The following is a 15,659-nucleotide window of genomic DNA, read 5'->3' as shown; positions in this document are numbered from 1 at the left end:
GTGCTGATTCTGGATGTCAAAATCGACCAACTTCGCGGTTGCCGACTGGCTAAATCCCGACGCAGCCACCAAGAAGAAGCCAAAAAAGAAACCCAGCTCAAGTTACCTGTATCAATGGTGCTTTGTTACAATGGCATAATGTTTGCAACACCATGCTATTAGCTACATAAAACGAAAATCTCAAGGCTTTACATGTCGATCTTCAAACGATATTCAAAGGTGTTTCCGATCTTATGTTGATCATGTTTTTGATGGTCGTCATTGGACTCTTTTATTTTCAACTGATCCCCGATGGCTTACTTGGTGATGCCGGTGTCGGTCATGTTCTTGTTTTGATTGGCTATCAGTTATTTGGCGGTGAGGTTGGTTCTCTCGCTGCTGTGGTGTCGCTGATGACTTGCCTTGGCCTGGAGGTTGTGGTCAAAGGAGATGTCGATGTCTGATGCAGCACCGATCTTGAAACGAGGTTCGGTGCGCGTGACCAACATGCGCTTCAGCATGGCCCCGGATGCCCAGCCCGAAGATGATGAGTCTTTGGTGATGGTGGATCGCAGCAACCCGATCCTTGGTAATCGGCACATTTTGTACGTCAAGTCGGACTTGATGGCACGCGAGCGCGTGATTGAGTCGTACCGGCGTGATCTGGAGCGCGACCTGGCCAGAAATGGCCCGATGTCCCAGGAAATCAAGGCTTTGGCCCTGCGCGTCAAAAGTGGTGAGCGTCTGTGCTTGGCATGCTGGTGTAAACCGAGTCCCTGTCATGCTGACATCCTGGCCAAGAAGATTTTTTCATTCTCTTTGTAGCTAACAACAGATTTAAACATGCAGCATCCCCAGCCAAAACATCGCACCGCCAAACGCAAAGAATTCAAATCACTGGCTTTAAAGGCGCTTGAATCTGATGACTTTGAAGCAGCCCGGCAATTCGTCAAGCTGTATTGCGCACAGATCAATACGAGGGTGAGGCCCATTGATTCGGCAGTTGAGCAACAACAGTGGGCCTCTCAGTTTCTCCGTGCCATTGACGTGCACGAAGCCAACAGCAAGATGATGTTTCTCCACAACGCCAATGGCAGTGTGGTTGGGGTATCCATTTGAAAACCGCCGCAATGCATTTTGGTGAACAAAGGGCTGTGAGGCGTGGCCGATTGATGCGCGAAGCAGAGGCTGCATTGAAGGCCGGTGAGTACGGGCAAGCACGTCGCCTGGCCAAACTTGTCCTCAAGAATCTCAGCAGAAACAACCCCATTGGCAAATCCCAGCAAAAGGGGTGGAAAACGTTATTCCTTAAACGTGTTTCTTCCGCAATTTCAACAGCAAAAAAGGTGCCCCCTCATGTTTAAAAACGCCAGTGTCTTTCGGATCGCTTTACCCAATCATTTTGATGCAGCAAGTCTCGCAAATGAGGCAGAGAAGGCTGCATTCCTGCCCTGTGGTCCGACTCAGGAGAGAAGCATTGGTTGGGTTCCCCCGCGTGATCAGGCTCATGGCGCTTTGGTGGAGTCGGTTGGTGGTCACTGGATGATGAAGCTGATGATCGAATCACGCTCAGTCCCCGGTAAAGCGCTCAATGAAGCGGTGGATGAGCGATGCGCCAAGATTCTGGAGCAGACGGGGCGTTCACCCGGCAAGAAGGAAAAGCGCGACATCAAAGAAGATGCAAAGTTGGCTCTTCTCCCGCAGGCATTCCCCAAGAAGACCGCAGTTTTGGTTTGGATTGATCGGATGGCGGGCTTTCTGGTGCTTGATTCGGCCACGGCATCCAAAGCGGACGAGGTGGTTACGCGGCTCGTGCAGTTGGGTGAGGGCATTGTTGTGACCGCGATCAGCACAACTCAGTCACCAGGCACCGTGATGACGGGTTGGCTGGCCGATGGCGATCAGGTGGAGTCTGGCGAGCGGTTCGGCTTTGATGTGGCTACGTCGTGTGAGCTGATGGCCAAGGACGAGTCCAAGGCCCGCGTGCGCTACAGCAACCACAATTTGATGTGCTCGGATGTAATTGGCCATATTTTGAGTGGAAAAACAGCTACCAAGCTGGGCCTGACCTATGAAGATCGGGTGGCGTTCTGTTTGAGCGAGGCTGGCACCCTGAGTGGCCTCAAATTTCTCGATGTCGTGTTTGCGGATTCAGCCAAAACCCATGAAGACGAGTTCGATGCGAATGTGACCATCCTTACCGGCGAAATGTCCAAGCTGATTCCCAATCTGATCGACAGCCTGGGCGGTGAGATGGCGGTGGTCGAGTAGGCGACTTTAAAAATCAGAGGTGGTGACAATGAGCAGAAGCGGTTACACGGACGACAACGAAGATCCTTTGGCGCTTGGGCGTTGGCGGCAGGCTGTGAAGAAGGCCACTCAAGGCAAGCGTGGCCAAGCCTTGTTGAGTGAGCTGATTGAAGCCTTGGATGCGATGGATGTGAAACGCCTTCAGCCTGGCAGCTTCAAGACGGTTGATGGTGAGTTCTGTGCACTTGGTGTGCTGGGTGCAAAACGTGGCCTGCAGATGAGTGACTTGGGCGACGAGGATGACTGTGATCCCGCGCAAGTTGGTCTGCGCTTTGGCATTGCCCCGGCGATGGCAGCAGAGATCATGTATCTCAATGATGACTACTTTGTCGATGAGTGGAAGTGCGTGAACATTGAATTCTGCGGCCCGGTGCGCCCACACGGGCCTGACTATGGCTCCCATGTCAAGAACGTGCGCGTGCCCAATGCGGATCATCCCTATGAGCGATGGAAGAAGATGCGCCAGTGGGCCACAGAGCAATTGGTTACAAGGATGAAAGGATGCAAGTTCGGATAGATGAACACCTGTGTCCAAAATTAGCAAATCAGAATCAGAAATAGATTGAAATAAAGAGAAATCTAGACGATTGCATATTCTTCTCAAAATCAGGATTTTTAATCGTGAGTAATATTAATTTCAAAAGATTCAAAAATAATAATCTTGGTGTGGATTACGTCGTCGGTGATATTCACGGTGCGTATGACTCTGTTCTTGAGCGCATGGAGCAGGTTAAATTCAACAAAAAAACAGATCGCTTGTTCTCGCTTGGAGATTTAATCGACCGTGGGCCACAGTCCGCTCGTGTCCTTGCATTTCTCAAAAAGCCGTATGTGCATGCTGTCCTTGGCAACCACGATGCTAATTTCATATGGCTTTCGGTGCCTGAAATCCGGGCGCTTGGACAGGTGAATTGGAATGGTATGGGATGGGTGTCCGGTGAAAGCGATGAGACTCTGTTGGAGATCCAAGAGGCATTCAAGAAGCTACCCATTGCCATCGAGGTTGAAACAGTTCGCGGCACGGTTGGATTGGTGCATGCCGGTGTACCTAATGGCCTGGAGTGGAATGAATTTTTGATGTTGCTGTCAGTTGGAAATGAGCAAATCATCAATGAGGCCTTGTGGGGTCGGGATCGCGTTGATAAGGGCGACGAATCCGGTGTGATCGGGATCGACCGGCTGTTTGTCGGACACTCAATCCAGTGGAATGGCCCCCGTCGGCTGGGCAATGTGTACTACATTGATTCGGGCGCTATTTTTCAGGAGTTGGGTAGTGATCGCGGTTGCTTGAATGTGGCCAACTTGGTTTGTCAGAGCGGGATTTTGACAATTCCGACCCTACCGCTTGGCGTGTACTGCGATGTCGGTCACGGCCCTTTTGGGGACTACGCCACACCGGTATTTGCAAACACACAAACCGGACAAGAAGTCTCTGAACTTTAGGTATGGGAATGGTCAGCATGCATCAACCCGGTCCCTGCCAAAGTATGTCTGTGACGCAGTACCGTGCGTACCTGGCTGGCGACAAATCATCCCCCAAGCGTAGCGGCAGCGTGCATCGGGTCCGCCGCAAAACTCCAGAGGAAGACTTGCACCGGCAGTGTGTGCAATGGGTTGAGCTGATGGCCCACGCGCACCCGATCCTGGCCTGGATGCTCCATGTCCCCAATGGCGGCAAACGACCGCACGGCGAAGCTGGAAAGCTCAAGGCGATGGGTGCCAAGCCGGGATTCCCTGACCTTTTCCTGCCAAAAGTGTGCAGTGGGTTTACTGGCCTGGCCATTGAGCTTAAATCGCCCACGGGACGGCTTTCGGAGGCTCAAGGACTGTGGTTGGGTGAATTGAAGGGGGAAGGCTACCTGTGCGCTGTTTGCCGCAGCTTTGATGAGTTTGAGGCCGTTATTCACCAGTATCTCAATGTCAAAAGTAAGTGGATTAATTATCGAAAGACAATATGATAAATAAATTACAAAATTTCAATTTTCATGTCAAAGTAGATAAGAATACGCACGACATAGTGAGTGACGAAGGGCATCAAATAACACTATTTAAGACGCACATACTTCATAAGTATGACGGCAGAATATTGGAGAATTTCCCATGTATCATCTTTATTCACGATAAAACGCAAGATGTAGTTTCTATCGCTGGCATTAATTATAAAAACTTTAAATTCCCGTCACTTGGCGAAATTATCGCCAATAATCAACATCAATTCATTACTTATCTGAATGATCTTTCCGAGTTTCAAAATGAAAGTATTGGAATTCTTCAATTGTTATCTGTAGATTCTGAAAATTCTGCCATGCAATCAGTTTGTCGGAGTTTTTTGGTCGCTGCCAAACTTCATTGCGATATTGGTGTTTGTCATTTTTCTGATGACGGTACTCTTCGACTTCTAAGATTTAAAGAGAATTTTGACGAATTACCTGATGAGAAATTAATTCCAAAGAAAAAAACCCCAAAGCCTCAGAAAAAAACAATAACACGGCAAAAAAGAGTCCAAGCGTGGGGAGATCTAGTATCTAGTCGATCATAAATTTTGGTTTAAATTGGTGGAAATTGAACCAAATTTCAGCCTAAATTGACGTTCCTAGAGTAAGGCTCTGGAAGAATAAATGCGAAATCTGTCTGGCGATTCAATTGATTCACAACGAAAGTAGGTTTTATGTGAAAGTCACTGCGTTTTTCTGAAAAATGGTTCACCCGTGGACTGTGGTTGGTGGCGGTTATTTTTGCCAATTTTTTAATCGGTTTGGGTTCAACCATTGTGCAGAATTTGCCCAAGGTCGAGAACAACATCACTATCGAGAGCTTCATACTACCGGCCAGGCTGGATGAAGTTTCGAAGACGATTGAGGCATCCAGGAAGACGGCTCGGGATGCCAATGAGAAGTTGCAACAGGCAAATCTTGTCTTATCAAAGGCTCAGGCAAACACCCAGTTCTCTCGTGAGGCTTACTCCAACTGGCTGGCCACTCGATCAGTGACGCAGCGCAGTGAGCAAGACCCGGAGATCATCAGTCGAACTGCGGCCTTGGATCAGCTTGTGGGGAGTGAGCGTTCAGCATTGGCACTGGTCGAGGCCCAACAGAAGATTGCGCTTGATGCCAACCAAGCCATGAGCGGTGCCCAGCTCGAAATGCAGGCATTGCGCGACGGGGCAAACGAGCAGTTCAATTCGGCTCGCCATGGTCAAGAACTCAGGGTGTTCCTGTACCGGCTGATGCTGACCTTGCCATTGTTGGCGGTTGCGGGTTGGCTTTTTGTCAAGAAACGCAAGAGCACGTACTGGCCCTTTGTTTGGGGTTCATTTTCTTCGCGGTGTTCGCCTTTTTCGTCGAGCTGGTGCCATACCTGCCAAGCTACGGAGGGGTGGTGCGCTATGTAGTGGGAATCGTCTTGACTGTGATTGGTGGCCGGTACGCAATCAAGGCTTTGCAGGCATACCTAGAGCGGCAAAAGCTGGCAGAGGCCATGCCAGAGGAAGCGCGTCGGCAGGACATGGATTACGACGTGGCTCAGGCCCACTTAGCCAAGGGGATTTGCCCAGGGTGCGAGCGCCCGGCTGACCTTAAAGATGTCAAAACGATGCCAAAGGCTTTGCCCCGCAGGTGGCGCGACCTCGATGGGCCATATCCCAATTGTGATATATAATGTCGCACGAGCAGTAAAAAAGCAACTCGCCGACGCCTCCGGTAGCAGGCAGGAGAAAAACAAATGGAAATCACGAATCGGCTGAACGGCGACCTAGCTACTCTTGATGGGCGAGCCTTTTGGCTTAACTCGGCACTTGAATCAAAAGTTGGGGTTGCTGTGGCCCGCGCCCACGCAACGTCAAAAACGTTGCGATTGCCGTCGGACGAGCAACTAAAGGCAGACCCGCATCTAAATTGCTACTGGGCCGATGTTGGCAATACTGGTCGCTTGAAAAACTACTTGCTCGATTTGACTGAGGCAGACTTGCAAGAGCACAGCATCACACCCGGTGTTTTTGACGGGTTAAGAATCGATGATGGCCCACGGCCAAAAACAAATCGCGCTGACAAAATCTTGTCTGCAAAACGGCATCAGCAGTCTCAAGACTGGTTGCAAAACGACTGCATTGGTCAGCCCTCGGATTACTGAATGGCTAATGAATTTAAAACGTATGCGGCAATCACATTCGAGTGGAGCGAAAATGCGTCTGAAGTAGCCGACTTCACAAATGAGCAAGTTGCGGAACGCTTGGCCGCAGGCTATGGATTAAAACCAACGTGCCACTGTTTCACAAGCGTGGCAGAAAGGTCTTACACCGGCGATACAGTGATTAAAATGCGTTTTTTCGTCGGCATTTCAGACGACGCCGTAGTCGATAGATCTATTGACGCCGCCCACAAACTTGTGGACATTTTGCACGGGGAGGAACTACGTTGGTATACGCTCAACCCGTCTGCTACTCGTGCTGCGTATAAAAAAGCGGCAGAGGCCGATTTCGACCTGAGCGGCGAGGATGGCAACGGCTGATTTACTTATGTACATCAACCACGTAACCCTGAGTACAGGTCACACGGCACGCACCAGCCGCGCCGATGTGACCGACGAGACAATCAAGACCCTGAGCCCGTGGCTTGATGCTGCCCTGGCGCATAAAGACGACTACCCGCTACCCGGCACCCTTGGTGCGCGTGACGGGTATGTCATGTCGGCAAGCTTGATGCACGGCGGCCTTGTGTGCCACGTAGGGCAGCTTGAGAGCGGCCCGTTAGTCTCTTTTGCTGTTGCAAAACGGTCAAGGCAATCTGGCGAGTTGTGGGCGTGGATGTGTGCTCAATATGGCTCACGCGCTGGGCTGACTGCGCCTGGCACGCCTTGGTGCGCTGTTGCACTGCGCCCATCATTTGCGCTGCAGCACGGATCGTCCGCGTGGATTGGGGACTTTGAACGCTGTGTGGCCTGGACGTGGTTAGAGCGCTAGCGTGATTGAGCTACTGCAACCATCGCCCACTGGAAAAGAGATCAAGGCCGCGCGCCGACTGACTAGCTTGAGTCAACTGGAGGCTGCGAACTTGGTTGGCGCGAACAGTTTCCAGACCTGGAACTATTGGGAGCGAGGGCATCGACCCATGCCGTTGGCCATGTGGACGGTGTTTTTGCTTGCCACCGGTCAACATAGCGACTACGTGCTGCAGCGGATTTAACTTTCCTTGATGGTGATGGTTGGCGCGGCCATGTCTACAACAGAGCTGGCAACAATCACGATTAGGGATTACCTGGCAGAAGGTGGGGAAGTGCGCTTGGAGAGTGAGATTAGGCCGGAGGTCGCTCATAGCGGCCAGCGGCGGTCTTTGTACTGGTCAAATAAACGCATTGCGAGCGGCGCGGTATTGCGGCTGTGGCAGCGACCAACCAGGAGAAGCTTTGACAACCCGGCAAAAAGACTACTTGCAAGCCACTAAAACGGCCCTGGGCGCAAATACGTGGGACGAGCTGGCAGAGATGGCGGGCGTGGCCCCGCGTGCGCTTAAAACATACCGGATGCCAGAGGGATCAGGGGACTATCGCACGATGCCAAGGCCGATGCAAAAGGTGTTTGAGATGTTGCTTGCAGAGCACAAGAAAAATAAAGTGAAATAGTTCTTGGATTGGTACGCTTTGCGTACTATAATAAAGGCAAGTAAACAAACAAACCGAAGAAGGAAAACGATGTACAAAGCATTCAAATGCGGCATCTGCGGCTGGGTAGACACGATACCCCGCGACATAGCGCCTCGTTGCTGCGACAACCAGCAAATGGTCCCTGTCACAACATCAGATTTGTTAGCAATAAATAAAGTTCCATCCTAACTAATAAAGTTCTATCCTGAAGTTTAGGTGATCCACTAGTTTTCGCATAAATGAAATTGCGGTGAGTGTTCTAGGTTAGGACTTTATTTTGTGCGTTTGAGATGCATGTGGTGGTAGTTGAGCAACTCAAGATAGAACCTTTTATTTTCGATCAAAAGCAAGCGTCTATATAAATCAATAAGTTAGCGACGTTTTACGATGGAACTTTATTTGTCGCCAACAAGATTTACCAAGGAAAACAAATGTCTGAATCCGCAAAAGCCGCAGCCATCGCCGCACTAAACATGGCGATGCTGGCGGCAGCATGACCACTGAACTCCAATACGGCTATACCCAGCACACAAAGTTCGACCTGGATGGGTTTAGTGTGGTCGATGCGACATCGGTGGGACCACGTCCCCATGACGATTTGATTTGGATCGGTTTCAACGGCTACGGACGTTGGGTGACTCCCTTGGATGCTGTCGCCTACTCGCGGGCGATCCAAGATGTTGTCGCAGCGCATTGCGAGCGGCGCGGTATTGCGGCTGTGGCAGCGACCAACCAGGAGAAGCTTTGACAACCCGGCAAAAAGACTACTTGCAAGCCACTAAAACGGCCCTGGGCGCAAATACGTGGGACGAGCTGGCAGAGATGGCGGGCGTGGCCCCGCGTGCGCTTAAAACATACCGGATGCCAGAGGGATCAGGGGACTATCGCACGATGCCAAGGCCGATGCAAAAGGTGTTTGAGATGTTGCTTGCGGAAAAGAAAAAAGAAGGTTGAATAATGCTTGCATTGGTACGCATTGCGTACTATACTAAGAGCAAGTAAATAAACAAACCGAAGAAGGAAAACATCATGCACCCATCTCCTGCAGAAATTGAAAAGATTTACAGCGACCGAAAGGCACAAGTTGCGGGCTTGGCCGCAAAGGGTTCCATTTCGGTACAGGACATTCAGGCGTTGACGCGGCATGGTCGATTCCAAGTTGCCGATGAACTCTGGACTATCTGCGATGAGGGTGCTAAGAAGGCGTTGATTTCTGATGAGCATCATCATGTTCGCAGTGCTGCAATCCTTCATTAACTGAGCAAGAAAAACATGCTTAATATTGACTCTTACTATGCCAAGTTAGTGGCAAACGAAGTGATTTCTGAAGACGAAATTGTTGCGTTACTGAAAGAATATAAGGTCTTGCAGGCGGCAACCCTTGAAGGTCTAACCTAGCCCGGCCTAAAGGCCGGAGCTTGAAGTTCAAAAGACTGTATAGCTCAAGTTGACCAGACCACTAGGAGAAATGCTAATGGACATCACAAATACTTTTGCCAAAGCGCGCAATGCAAATTACGTCGAACCACTTGTTCGTCCAGTAGTCATCACTGATGTGCCTACCGGTGTTGCAAAGCTGGCCATCGGGGAATTGGGAATGTCTGAGATGCTGGTGAACGACCCGAAGACAAAGTGGATTGATGCGGAGACTCTGGCCTGCCTTGATGCGGCCTTTGATCAAGGGCCGTTTGCCCGAGTCGGTAAGACCTGCGATGTGATGCAGGTAGTTGGCCCGCCCGGTCTCCGAGTAGCAAGCAGCGGTATCCACAGAATCCAAGGCGGTGCCTTGGTGACGTTTGGCTATATAAAAAACTGACCAAGGAAATCATGATCACCGAATTGCAACCACACGGTATCGCACGCGACGAATGGGTTCGCCGCTTCAAGGCTGCGATCATCACCAAGGCGGCGCTTGAAACCACTCAAGACTCCGATGAAATTGCCTGTGCTGAATTGGATATTTGGCCGGAAAATGACGTGCCGCCAGTCGCAGGTTTTGACGCTGATTGGATGTTGTATTTGCCGGAAGATGCGGCGGTAGAGAATTTAAATAATTGGAGTGATTGAATCATGGCAACCAAAAATTACGCGTCCTGCAAACCGAAGAATGTAGCTGCACAAAATTTGAGCCAAAAGGAGCGATTCGTGCGCGTTGAGTTTGACGGAACCTACGCAATTATGGAGGCTGCCGAGTCCAGGGCAATGCAGAGCGATAGTGACGAGGTTTACAAGCTGTCTGACATTTACCTGACGCGCGACCAATTTGACAACATCCCCGAGTTTGCGGGATTTTGAAAGAAAAACAGACATGATCGCAAAACTTGGTAAAGAGATTTTGGTGCAAGTGCCTGATGACCCCAAACCGGAATCCGGTGGGTGGCCGATGGGTGCTGAGAAGTGCAACTGGCGAATTTGTAGATGTAGATCAGTATCGACACGATTTGCTTGATCGCAACGGATTTTCAACGTACTAAAGGAAACCATGTCAGAAATCAAAAAAGTTGGACGCAAGTGGGTTGTAGAAACTGATGTAGCCGGTTTTTTGAAATCTACTTCGCACAATAGCAAGACATCAGCACAGAGATGGCTTGATAGCAAATCAATTGATGCAAAGTTTGGTAATGCTTCTGAACGCCTCATGTCTGCCGCTATCGTAAAAGGGTTGATTGAGCATGGTGATGGGACGGCATATTTTGGATCAACAATCTCATACTCGTATCATTTGGCGAATGCTGTCAAGCGCGGCTATGTGACAGATGCTAATGATGTAAACGCGGTTGGACGGGAATGGTATGACCGATGTCTTGTGAATCTGCACCGTGGGCGGCAGACATTTTGGATGGATGCCGAGGTGGGTCTGCCTATGGATTAATTTTTAGCGCGATTGAAGAGGCCCAATCTATTATTTTGAACTTTGCCGATGCAACTGACGATTCTGATGATGATGGCGAAGAAGATGATCGAGAAGAGTTTGATCAGATAACGAGCGCAAACCTCGGCCTTCAGGCCGGGTCAAGCGTTTCATTTAAAAGATGCTGCAAAGGTTTTGTCAAAATTTCTAAAACACTGATTTAATTGAATCTGACTAAAAAAATGCAACCACGTCGCCCCTTTATTGAAGTGTTGGACCATCAAGGCTTACCCTTTACGCGGCCAGCACGCACCATTGGTGAGCTTTCCGCGCCTGAAGCCGCATAGAGGCGTTGGTTGAGGCGACGGAAGGGGTGTCGGCGCAACTTGGGTTGGTCCCGGTCGGCAAGATCAAGTTTGGAACCCCTGTATTCGCGGCCTTTGGCTTAAACCGACAGACTGTCAAGCAGCACGCTGCGGCAAAATCTTACTTTCTGCCGGGTGTGATGTTTCTCTTGATTTTTGCGCAAGCTACGTTCTAAGCTAACGACAAATTCGCCTATCCTGTTTTTCGGGTTGGTCCTGATTGGTTTTGCTGACCAATAAAAACGTTTCGTCGCCTCCGGCATCTCCAAAGTTAAGTGTTCAGCAATTCCGCTGGCCTTAACTTAGGAGTATGCAAATGTGTGATTCTCAAAATGAATGGGGCGGTTCGCCCTCTAATGAAGCCCCCGATTCTTGGTGGGTTGATGATGACACGGGTGAGTACGTGAGCGCCAAGAGTGGTGAGCGAATGAGTGCAGAAGATGCCCGCAAGATCATTCGTTCTGAGGCCGGTTTGACTGAATCGGCTCCTAAAAGCATTTTACCAATCATCAACCGCGCTCAGGCGACTTTGCTTGAATTTTATGGAGCGGGTGATTTCGAGCATTTACTTGCCGCAACAAACGCTGATGAACTCAAGCGTTTGTTGGATTCTTGCGGTGATGGCCTTTTGCGTTTTTTGATGGTCGAGCTTTCAAGCCACGAAGACTGTGAAAGTGTTGCCGTTGCGATCAATCGGGTAACAAATGCAATCGATGATTTGAACGCCGTTCATCGTCACTTGGATTCTTTGCCTGACCAGGATGAGCTTTTTTCAACGCCAACGACGGAGCAAGTCGGTGCGGGTGTCAGCCGTTCGGACTCGAAATTGACTTACAAAGGTCTGGCCGAGTTGATTGCTTACATGCCACCAGAACGTCAAGATGACGATGTGACGATCTATGTTTCAGGTGTTGGAGAATCCTATTCGGCACTTGAGTTTGGTTCGATTGACTCGCTTGATCACAAAGGAGACATCGCTGGTGTTCTCGATGATGGCCATCGCGTCATCAAGGTGTAAATCATGAAACACTTCACTTTACGGTTGAAGCATGATGCTGGCTATGTGTCGATCCGCACGGTTGCCAGAAGCGAATCGGTTGCCCGGCAGCTTGTGTGTGACGCTGAACGCTGCCCACCAAGCGCGATCCGTCGTGTTTATGTTGGCAAAACGATCCTGGAGGCGCTATGAGTTCATTTGATCGCCATGTTGTTCGTGCGTTGATCCGGCGAGGCTGGGTTGGTTCTGCTGAGCCTGCCATTGCGTCCAGGCCGTTTATGACTGCTATTGGAGAGAAGACGGCGTTTGCTTACCTGGGGCCTGATGATGGGTACAACCGTACCTTGTTCGCGGTTTACGAAAGTGAAGGGCGCAACATTTTGGAGCCACACGGAGTTCTCATACCGAAGTTTGCAAGTTTCATTCAGGCGCATAACTTGGCTAATGAGTTTGCTGTAAATGTCGATCGTGTTGTGGCCAACTCATACGCTGGAAATCTGTACGACAGGCCGCAGCCGAATGCCGGACTTGCGCTGGTAGGGATGTTGATCGACGCAGCTCACGCTTCAGTCGATGAATTGAAAGACCGGATTTCCAATGTTCGGGATGCGCCCTTGGATGTTGCTGTTGAGAAGAACTGCGAATGCATTTACTTTGACTTGGACGGTGTGACCCATTTAGGTGAGTTGCGCGGTCGAAATCGAGATTTCTGCATAACTTTGCCTGACCGCGATTCCGCTGTGAATAAGGCGATTGCTTGCCGTGTGTTTCTTGATCGCCATGCGACCAAAATTGAGTCTGCCAACGCAGGCTAATGTCAAACCCTAAACGGCTCTTTCATCCAATGGATGTTAGGGTCGTTTTTCTTTTGCAGAGCAAAAAAAGACGCGCAAAACAAACCCGCGCACATTTAAGTGGCGGGTTTAGGGATTGACAAAAAGGCCGAAGCCTCGCATATTCAAATGTGGCACATAGGACACGGCATCAGCTTTTCAGCTTCGTCTTTATCCAGCACCCTCACTGCTTCATTGGGCTGATACCACATACCCTCGACCACGTTGCCGGTTGGAATGTTGCCTGGGCGCAATACCAACTCAACAGCCTTCTTACTGGCTTCGGTCCACTCATATTCAACCGACAACTCGGATTTCACAATCCTGCGTGCATCTTGACTTAGCCCTTCAAAATGCAAGGTCCGCATGGCCCATTCAGTAATGTGCTGCACCTGTGCATAGCTTTCGCCATTGTGCCAAGTGAAGCTCTTAGCCTTGGGTCCATCGGGATCGAAACTACTTTCAGGGGCCTCGATGTAGTAAATAGCAAACCGAGCGTCAGTGCGAATCTCTGCTGGGCTCAGTTCATACACTTCTGCTGTAGCCAAGAGATGTTGATACCGATCATCCACCTGTGTCTTCATCGAATGCAGTTTGGGTGAATAGGAAATAAAGCGCTGGTGCCAAATAAACGGATCGGTGCCTGGAAATGCAGAGTAAAAGAATTCAACTGCCACAAAAATGCCTCTCGATTCAAACAAGTCTGATTTGTGAGAGCTATTGCCTGCCATTTGAATATCGTCCTTGGGTATAGGAAAACTCACCCAATTTGGAGCCAATTTTGCATCTTTCCAAAGTGTATCTGGTATAGTGTGTCGATCCAGATCAGATTTCTCTACTTTTTCAAGAGCCATACCCCGTTTAAACTCGTCAGGTTTTCTCTGTAATAATCCCACAGTTTCTTGGCGACGAACGAATGGGCATATTGAACAGCCTGATCTTGTACGAGTTTGATACTGGCTTGGAATACCTGCACGTTGAGATAAAAACGAAAACACTTTATCCCTTCCCCATCCCATTTCTTTGAATGGCATCACAGTTTCAACGCCCTCAACTGAAAATGCTACTCGTGTGGCTTCATCAGCTCTGATGCCAACATACATAATCATATTTTGATTCTCGTACTTTTTCATCCAATCTCTAAAACTGTTCAGTTTTAATATACGAGTGCAGTAGCGACTTTGACTGCTAGGCAAGTAACCAGAAAAGCTATCAATTAACTGAAACAAGTCCTTTTCAGGTTTGATTCTTTCAATCTTTGCTCCTATTTTTTGCTCAATCAAATCAAGATACTCATAGGTCGAAGATTCTTCAGCTCCGGTGTCCGAAAAAAAATGGATAAACTTTCTATCAGGAAACGTATCGTGCATATATAACGCAAGCGCCGACGAGTCAGCGCCACCGGAAACTGGAATGACGTGAACAACATCCTCTTCATCAGAGATTTCAAACGGCTTGTATGCGCAATTACTGTCAATATTTTGCATGAATTTCTCCAAAAATTAGGCCAGCGACATTGCTGGTGACTGCACTGGAGATGCTGCTTGGAAAAAAACTGTTTTTATAAAAAAGCGTCTTGGATGCGGGCTGGAGCGCATTCAGAACCATGCTGAAGTACAAATGCGATAACGCGGCTGTATGGTTCGATGAGGTGAACGAGAGCTACTCTACGCAGGAGTGTTGCGTGTGCCATGCGCGGACAGGGCCAAAGGGATTGGCTGATCTGGCGATGCGCCAGTGGACGTGCAGTGTCTGCGGGACGCAGCATGACCGGGACACGAATGCTGCCAAGAATATCTTGGTAAGGGGGCTGGCTCTCATGGAAATTGCCATTGCAGTGGAGGCGAGAGCCGATGAAGCTGCGATGAATGAGGTTGTGGGCGTAAGCGTCACAACCGGGGCCGGATATGGCCCTCTGGATGCAGGAATCCCCTTCCAAGTTGCTTAGGCGATTTGTGAGGGGAGGATGTCAAGATAAGACATGGCGTTGGTTTTCTTGCGTGAAGCGTTGTCTTCTCTTGCCCGGTGCTTTCTTTTTGAGTCCTTGGCATACCCAAGTAGTCGCTTGTGCCAATTCCGGCGTGGAACTTTTTAGGAGTGAATGCCAATGGTTAATCAGACTTCAGAAGTGCGGCAAACCAAAGCGGTTCTTCAGCTTTGGGCTATGCCTCAGTTGCATGGAAGAACTCATGATCTGGTCGGTGCAGTTGGTCGGTGTGTCACACACGGTTCCAATTGGCAAACGACTGAGATTGTTGAGATCGATCCAGTCGCAAGACATGTGAAAACGAAATCTGGCAGTTGGTACGCTTTAGGTGTGCCCAAGCTGGGATTCGCTGTCAAAGAGCCGAATCTGTTAAGAGAACTCGGTTTCTAAATCCCCCGCAAGCCCTGCGCTGATCATTGATCGGTTGCAGGGCTTTCCTTTTTGTCATTGGTACATCTCCAACCTAGTTGAAGCGCTTTTGCTGAAACAAAATCGGAGATTGAAATGTTGAATAGCATTGATACTTACGTTGAATATGGTCGGTCTACCGCCAAGGCTCGCAACCAGCGCGGTGAAGCTCGCGCTTCATTTCACAAGAGTTGGTTTAGCCGAGCAAAGGCATTGGAACAAGAGTCTGATCGCCAGGCAGTGCAGCAGGCGTTTGACGATGGATACAAGGATGCACGGTCAGTGATTGCGG

Annotated in this window: 25 protein-coding genes and 1 pseudogene; 25 read left to right on the top strand and 1 reads right to left on the bottom strand. The window is 49.6% G+C overall.

All coding sequences use genetic code 11. The features are described from left to right. Positions 1 to 242: 242 nt before the first annotated feature. The 24 genes and pseudogenes from BLL52_RS19560 (at position 243) to BLL52_RS19450 (ending at position 12,954) form a co-directional block, all read left to right on the top strand. Positions 243 to 443, top strand: a complete 201-nt coding sequence (locus BLL52_RS19560; RefSeq protein ID WP_139313519.1) for a hypothetical protein — start codon at positions 243 to 245, stop codon at positions 441 to 443. Beyond that, positions 436 to 804, top strand: a complete 369-nt coding sequence (locus BLL52_RS19555) for a DUF4326 domain-containing protein (RefSeq protein ID WP_075588303.1) — start codon at positions 436 to 438, stop codon at positions 802 to 804. Before BLL52_RS19560 ends, BLL52_RS19555 begins: the two co-directional genes overlap by 8 nt. An 18-nt stretch (positions 805 to 822) precedes the next feature. After that, the gene (locus BLL52_RS19550) at positions 823 to 1,098 is read left to right on the top strand and encodes a hypothetical protein (protein WP_075588302.1); all 276 of its coding nucleotides are present in this window, start codon (positions 823 to 825) and stop codon (positions 1,096 to 1,098) included. Then, on the top strand, positions 1,095 to 1,343 hold the full coding sequence (locus BLL52_RS19545; protein ID WP_139313518.1) for a hypothetical protein: 249 nt from the start codon (positions 1,095 to 1,097) through the stop codon (positions 1,341 to 1,343). Before BLL52_RS19550 ends, BLL52_RS19545 begins: the two co-directional genes overlap by 4 nt. Continuing rightward, positions 1,336 to 2,250, top strand: a complete 915-nt coding sequence (locus tag BLL52_RS19540; protein ID WP_075588300.1) for a recombination-associated protein RdgC — start codon at positions 1,336 to 1,338, stop codon at positions 2,248 to 2,250. Before BLL52_RS19545 ends, BLL52_RS19540 begins: the two co-directional genes overlap by 8 nt. Before the next feature lie 28 nt (positions 2,251 to 2,278). Further along, positions 2,279 to 2,806, top strand: coding sequence for a hypothetical protein (locus BLL52_RS19535; protein WP_075588299.1), 528 nt, complete (start codon positions 2,279 to 2,281; stop codon positions 2,804 to 2,806). 104 nt (positions 2,807 to 2,910) lie between these two features. Next, positions 2,911 to 3,732 (top strand): metallophosphoesterase, encoded by an 822-nt coding sequence (locus BLL52_RS19530; RefSeq protein WP_075588298.1) that lies wholly within the window; start codon positions 2,911 to 2,913, stop codon positions 3,730 to 3,732. Between the two features lie 44 nt (positions 3,733 to 3,776). Continuing rightward, positions 3,777 to 4,247, top strand: a complete 471-nt coding sequence (locus tag BLL52_RS19525; RefSeq protein ID WP_420852640.1) for a VRR-NUC domain-containing protein — start codon at positions 3,777 to 3,779, stop codon at positions 4,245 to 4,247. Between the two features lie 59 nt (positions 4,248 to 4,306). Continuing rightward, on the top strand, positions 4,307 to 4,828 hold the full coding sequence (locus BLL52_RS20620) for a hypothetical protein (RefSeq protein WP_139313516.1): 522 nt from the start codon (positions 4,307 to 4,309) through the stop codon (positions 4,826 to 4,828). 141 nt (positions 4,829 to 4,969) lie between these two features. Further along, positions 4,970 to 5,871 (top strand): annotated as a pseudogene (locus BLL52_RS19520) (serine endopeptidase); the annotation flags it as partial. A gap of 546 nt (positions 5,872 to 6,417) precedes the next feature. Further along, complete coding sequence (locus tag BLL52_RS19505; RefSeq protein WP_075588293.1) at positions 6,418 to 6,795, top strand: hypothetical protein; 378 nt, start codon at positions 6,418 to 6,420, stop codon at positions 6,793 to 6,795. A gap of 7 nt (positions 6,796 to 6,802) precedes the next feature. After that, positions 6,803 to 7,246, top strand: coding sequence for a hypothetical protein (locus tag BLL52_RS19500; protein ID WP_139313515.1), 444 nt, complete (start codon positions 6,803 to 6,805; stop codon positions 7,244 to 7,246). A 443-nt stretch (positions 7,247 to 7,689) separates the two neighbouring features. Next, positions 7,690 to 7,905: a hypothetical protein gene (locus tag BLL52_RS19490; RefSeq protein ID WP_075588290.1), complete on the top strand. Its 216-nt coding sequence runs from the start codon at positions 7,690 to 7,692 to the stop codon at positions 7,903 to 7,905. Positions 7,906 to 8,419: 514 nt separating this feature from the next. After that, entirely contained in the window at positions 8,420 to 8,674 is a 255-nt protein-coding gene (locus BLL52_RS19485) for a hypothetical protein (RefSeq protein ID WP_075588289.1), read from the top strand. After that, on the top strand, positions 8,671 to 8,880 hold the full coding sequence (locus BLL52_RS19480) for a hypothetical protein (protein WP_075588288.1): 210 nt from the start codon (positions 8,671 to 8,673) through the stop codon (positions 8,878 to 8,880). The genes BLL52_RS19485 and BLL52_RS19480 overlap by 4 nt, the downstream gene beginning before the upstream one ends. Before the next feature lie 75 nt (positions 8,881 to 8,955). Continuing rightward, positions 8,956 to 9,183 carry a hypothetical protein gene (locus BLL52_RS20615; protein WP_139313514.1) on the top strand — a complete coding sequence of 76 codons (228 nt, stop codon included), beginning with the start codon at positions 8,956 to 8,958 and terminating at the stop codon, positions 9,181 to 9,183. A gap of 15 nt (positions 9,184 to 9,198) precedes the next feature. After that, positions 9,199 to 9,324, top strand: coding sequence for a hypothetical protein (locus BLL52_RS21800; RefSeq protein WP_274534908.1), 126 nt, complete (start codon positions 9,199 to 9,201; stop codon positions 9,322 to 9,324). 76 nt (positions 9,325 to 9,400) lie between these two features. Then, a complete protein-coding gene (locus BLL52_RS19475; RefSeq protein ID WP_139313513.1) occupies positions 9,401 to 9,742 on the top strand; it encodes a hypothetical protein in 342 nt (113 codons plus the stop codon). An 11-nt stretch (positions 9,743 to 9,753) separates the two neighbouring features. After that, positions 9,754 to 9,993, top strand: coding sequence for a hypothetical protein (locus BLL52_RS19470; protein WP_075588286.1), 240 nt, complete (start codon positions 9,754 to 9,756; stop codon positions 9,991 to 9,993). A gap of 3 nt (positions 9,994 to 9,996) precedes the next feature. Continuing rightward, complete coding sequence (locus BLL52_RS19465; RefSeq protein WP_075588285.1) at positions 9,997 to 10,221, top strand: hypothetical protein; 225 nt, start codon at positions 9,997 to 9,999, stop codon at positions 10,219 to 10,221. A gap of 187 nt (positions 10,222 to 10,408) precedes the next feature. Next, the gene (locus tag BLL52_RS20610; RefSeq protein WP_139313512.1) at positions 10,409 to 10,798 is read left to right on the top strand and encodes a hypothetical protein; all 390 of its coding nucleotides are present in this window, start codon (positions 10,409 to 10,411) and stop codon (positions 10,796 to 10,798) included. A 660-nt stretch (positions 10,799 to 11,458) separates the two neighbouring features. Next, positions 11,459 to 12,160, top strand: a complete 702-nt coding sequence (locus BLL52_RS19455) for a hypothetical protein (RefSeq protein WP_139313511.1) — start codon at positions 11,459 to 11,461, stop codon at positions 12,158 to 12,160. 3 nt (positions 12,161 to 12,163) lie between these two features. Beyond that, positions 12,164 to 12,331, top strand: coding sequence for a hypothetical protein (locus BLL52_RS20880; protein WP_158025722.1), 168 nt, complete (start codon positions 12,164 to 12,166; stop codon positions 12,329 to 12,331). Next, positions 12,328 to 12,954, top strand: a complete 627-nt coding sequence (locus tag BLL52_RS19450) for a hypothetical protein (RefSeq protein WP_139313510.1) — start codon at positions 12,328 to 12,330, stop codon at positions 12,952 to 12,954. The genes BLL52_RS20880 and BLL52_RS19450 overlap by 4 nt, the downstream gene beginning before the upstream one ends. A 143-nt stretch (positions 12,955 to 13,097) precedes the next feature. On the opposite strand, the gene BLL52_RS19445 is transcribed toward BLL52_RS19450, so the two are convergent. Then, positions 13,098 to 14,459 carry a phosphoadenosine phosphosulfate reductase domain-containing protein gene (locus tag BLL52_RS19445; protein WP_075588281.1) on the bottom strand — a complete coding sequence of 454 codons (1,362 nt, stop codon included), beginning with the start codon at positions 14,457 to 14,459 and terminating at the stop codon, positions 13,098 to 13,100. Between the two features lie 89 nt (positions 14,460 to 14,548). Here BLL52_RS19445 and BLL52_RS21120 point away from each other — a divergent pair, with 89 nt between their 5' ends. After that, entirely contained in the window at positions 14,549 to 14,920 is a 372-nt protein-coding gene (locus BLL52_RS21120; protein ID WP_075588280.1) for a zinc ribbon domain-containing protein, read from the top strand. Positions 14,921 to 15,659 lie beyond the last annotated feature (739 nt).

Source organism: Rhodoferax antarcticus ANT.BR (assembly GCF_001938565.1).
In the GTDB taxonomy this organism is placed as follows: Bacteria; Pseudomonadota; Gammaproteobacteria; order Burkholderiales; family Burkholderiaceae_C; genus Rhodoferax; species Rhodoferax antarcticus.
Note: the sequence above shows the minus strand (reverse complement) of the source record. Positions and strands in the feature narration are given on the sequence as shown.

Coding starts and splice junctions, on each gene's coding strand:
- BLL52_RS19560 (WP_139313519.1), top strand. CDS start 243: ATGTTTTTGATGGTCGTCATTGGACTCTTTTATTTTCAACTGATCCCC.
- BLL52_RS19555 (WP_075588303.1), top strand. CDS start 436: ATGTCTGATGCAGCACCGATCTTGAAACGAGGTTCGGTGCGCGTGACC.
- BLL52_RS19550 (WP_075588302.1), top strand. CDS start 823: ATGCAGCATCCCCAGCCAAAACATCGCACCGCCAAACGCAAAGAATTC.
- BLL52_RS19540 (WP_075588300.1), top strand. CDS start 1,336: ATGTTTAAAAACGCCAGTGTCTTTCGGATCGCTTTACCCAATCATTTT.
- BLL52_RS19535 (WP_075588299.1), top strand. CDS start 2,279: ATGAGCAGAAGCGGTTACACGGACGACAACGAAGATCCTTTGGCGCTT.
- BLL52_RS19525 (WP_420852640.1), top strand. CDS start 3,777: ATGTCTGTGACGCAGTACCGTGCGTACCTGGCTGGCGACAAATCATCC.
- BLL52_RS19505 (WP_075588293.1), top strand. CDS start 6,418: ATGGCTAATGAATTTAAAACGTATGCGGCAATCACATTCGAGTGGAGC.
- BLL52_RS19500 (WP_139313515.1), top strand. CDS start 6,803: ATGTACATCAACCACGTAACCCTGAGTACAGGTCACACGGCACGCACC.
- BLL52_RS19485 (WP_075588289.1), top strand. CDS start 8,420: ATGACCACTGAACTCCAATACGGCTATACCCAGCACACAAAGTTCGAC.
- BLL52_RS20615 (WP_139313514.1), top strand. CDS start 8,956: ATGCACCCATCTCCTGCAGAAATTGAAAAGATTTACAGCGACCGAAAG.
- BLL52_RS21800 (WP_274534908.1), top strand. CDS start 9,199: ATGCTTAATATTGACTCTTACTATGCCAAGTTAGTGGCAAACGAAGTG.
- BLL52_RS19475 (WP_139313513.1), top strand. CDS start 9,401: ATGGACATCACAAATACTTTTGCCAAAGCGCGCAATGCAAATTACGTC.
- BLL52_RS19470 (WP_075588286.1), top strand. CDS start 9,754: ATGATCACCGAATTGCAACCACACGGTATCGCACGCGACGAATGGGTT.
- BLL52_RS19465 (WP_075588285.1), top strand. CDS start 9,997: ATGGCAACCAAAAATTACGCGTCCTGCAAACCGAAGAATGTAGCTGCA.
- BLL52_RS20610 (WP_139313512.1), top strand. CDS start 10,409: ATGTCAGAAATCAAAAAAGTTGGACGCAAGTGGGTTGTAGAAACTGAT.
- BLL52_RS19455 (WP_139313511.1), top strand. CDS start 11,459: ATGTGTGATTCTCAAAATGAATGGGGCGGTTCGCCCTCTAATGAAGCC.
- BLL52_RS20880 (WP_158025722.1), top strand. CDS start 12,164: ATGAAACACTTCACTTTACGGTTGAAGCATGATGCTGGCTATGTGTCG.
- BLL52_RS19450 (WP_139313510.1), top strand. CDS start 12,328: ATGAGTTCATTTGATCGCCATGTTGTTCGTGCGTTGATCCGGCGAGGC.
- BLL52_RS19445 (WP_075588281.1), bottom strand. CDS start 14,459: ATGCAAAATATTGACAGTAATTGCGCATACAAGCCGTTTGAAATCTCT.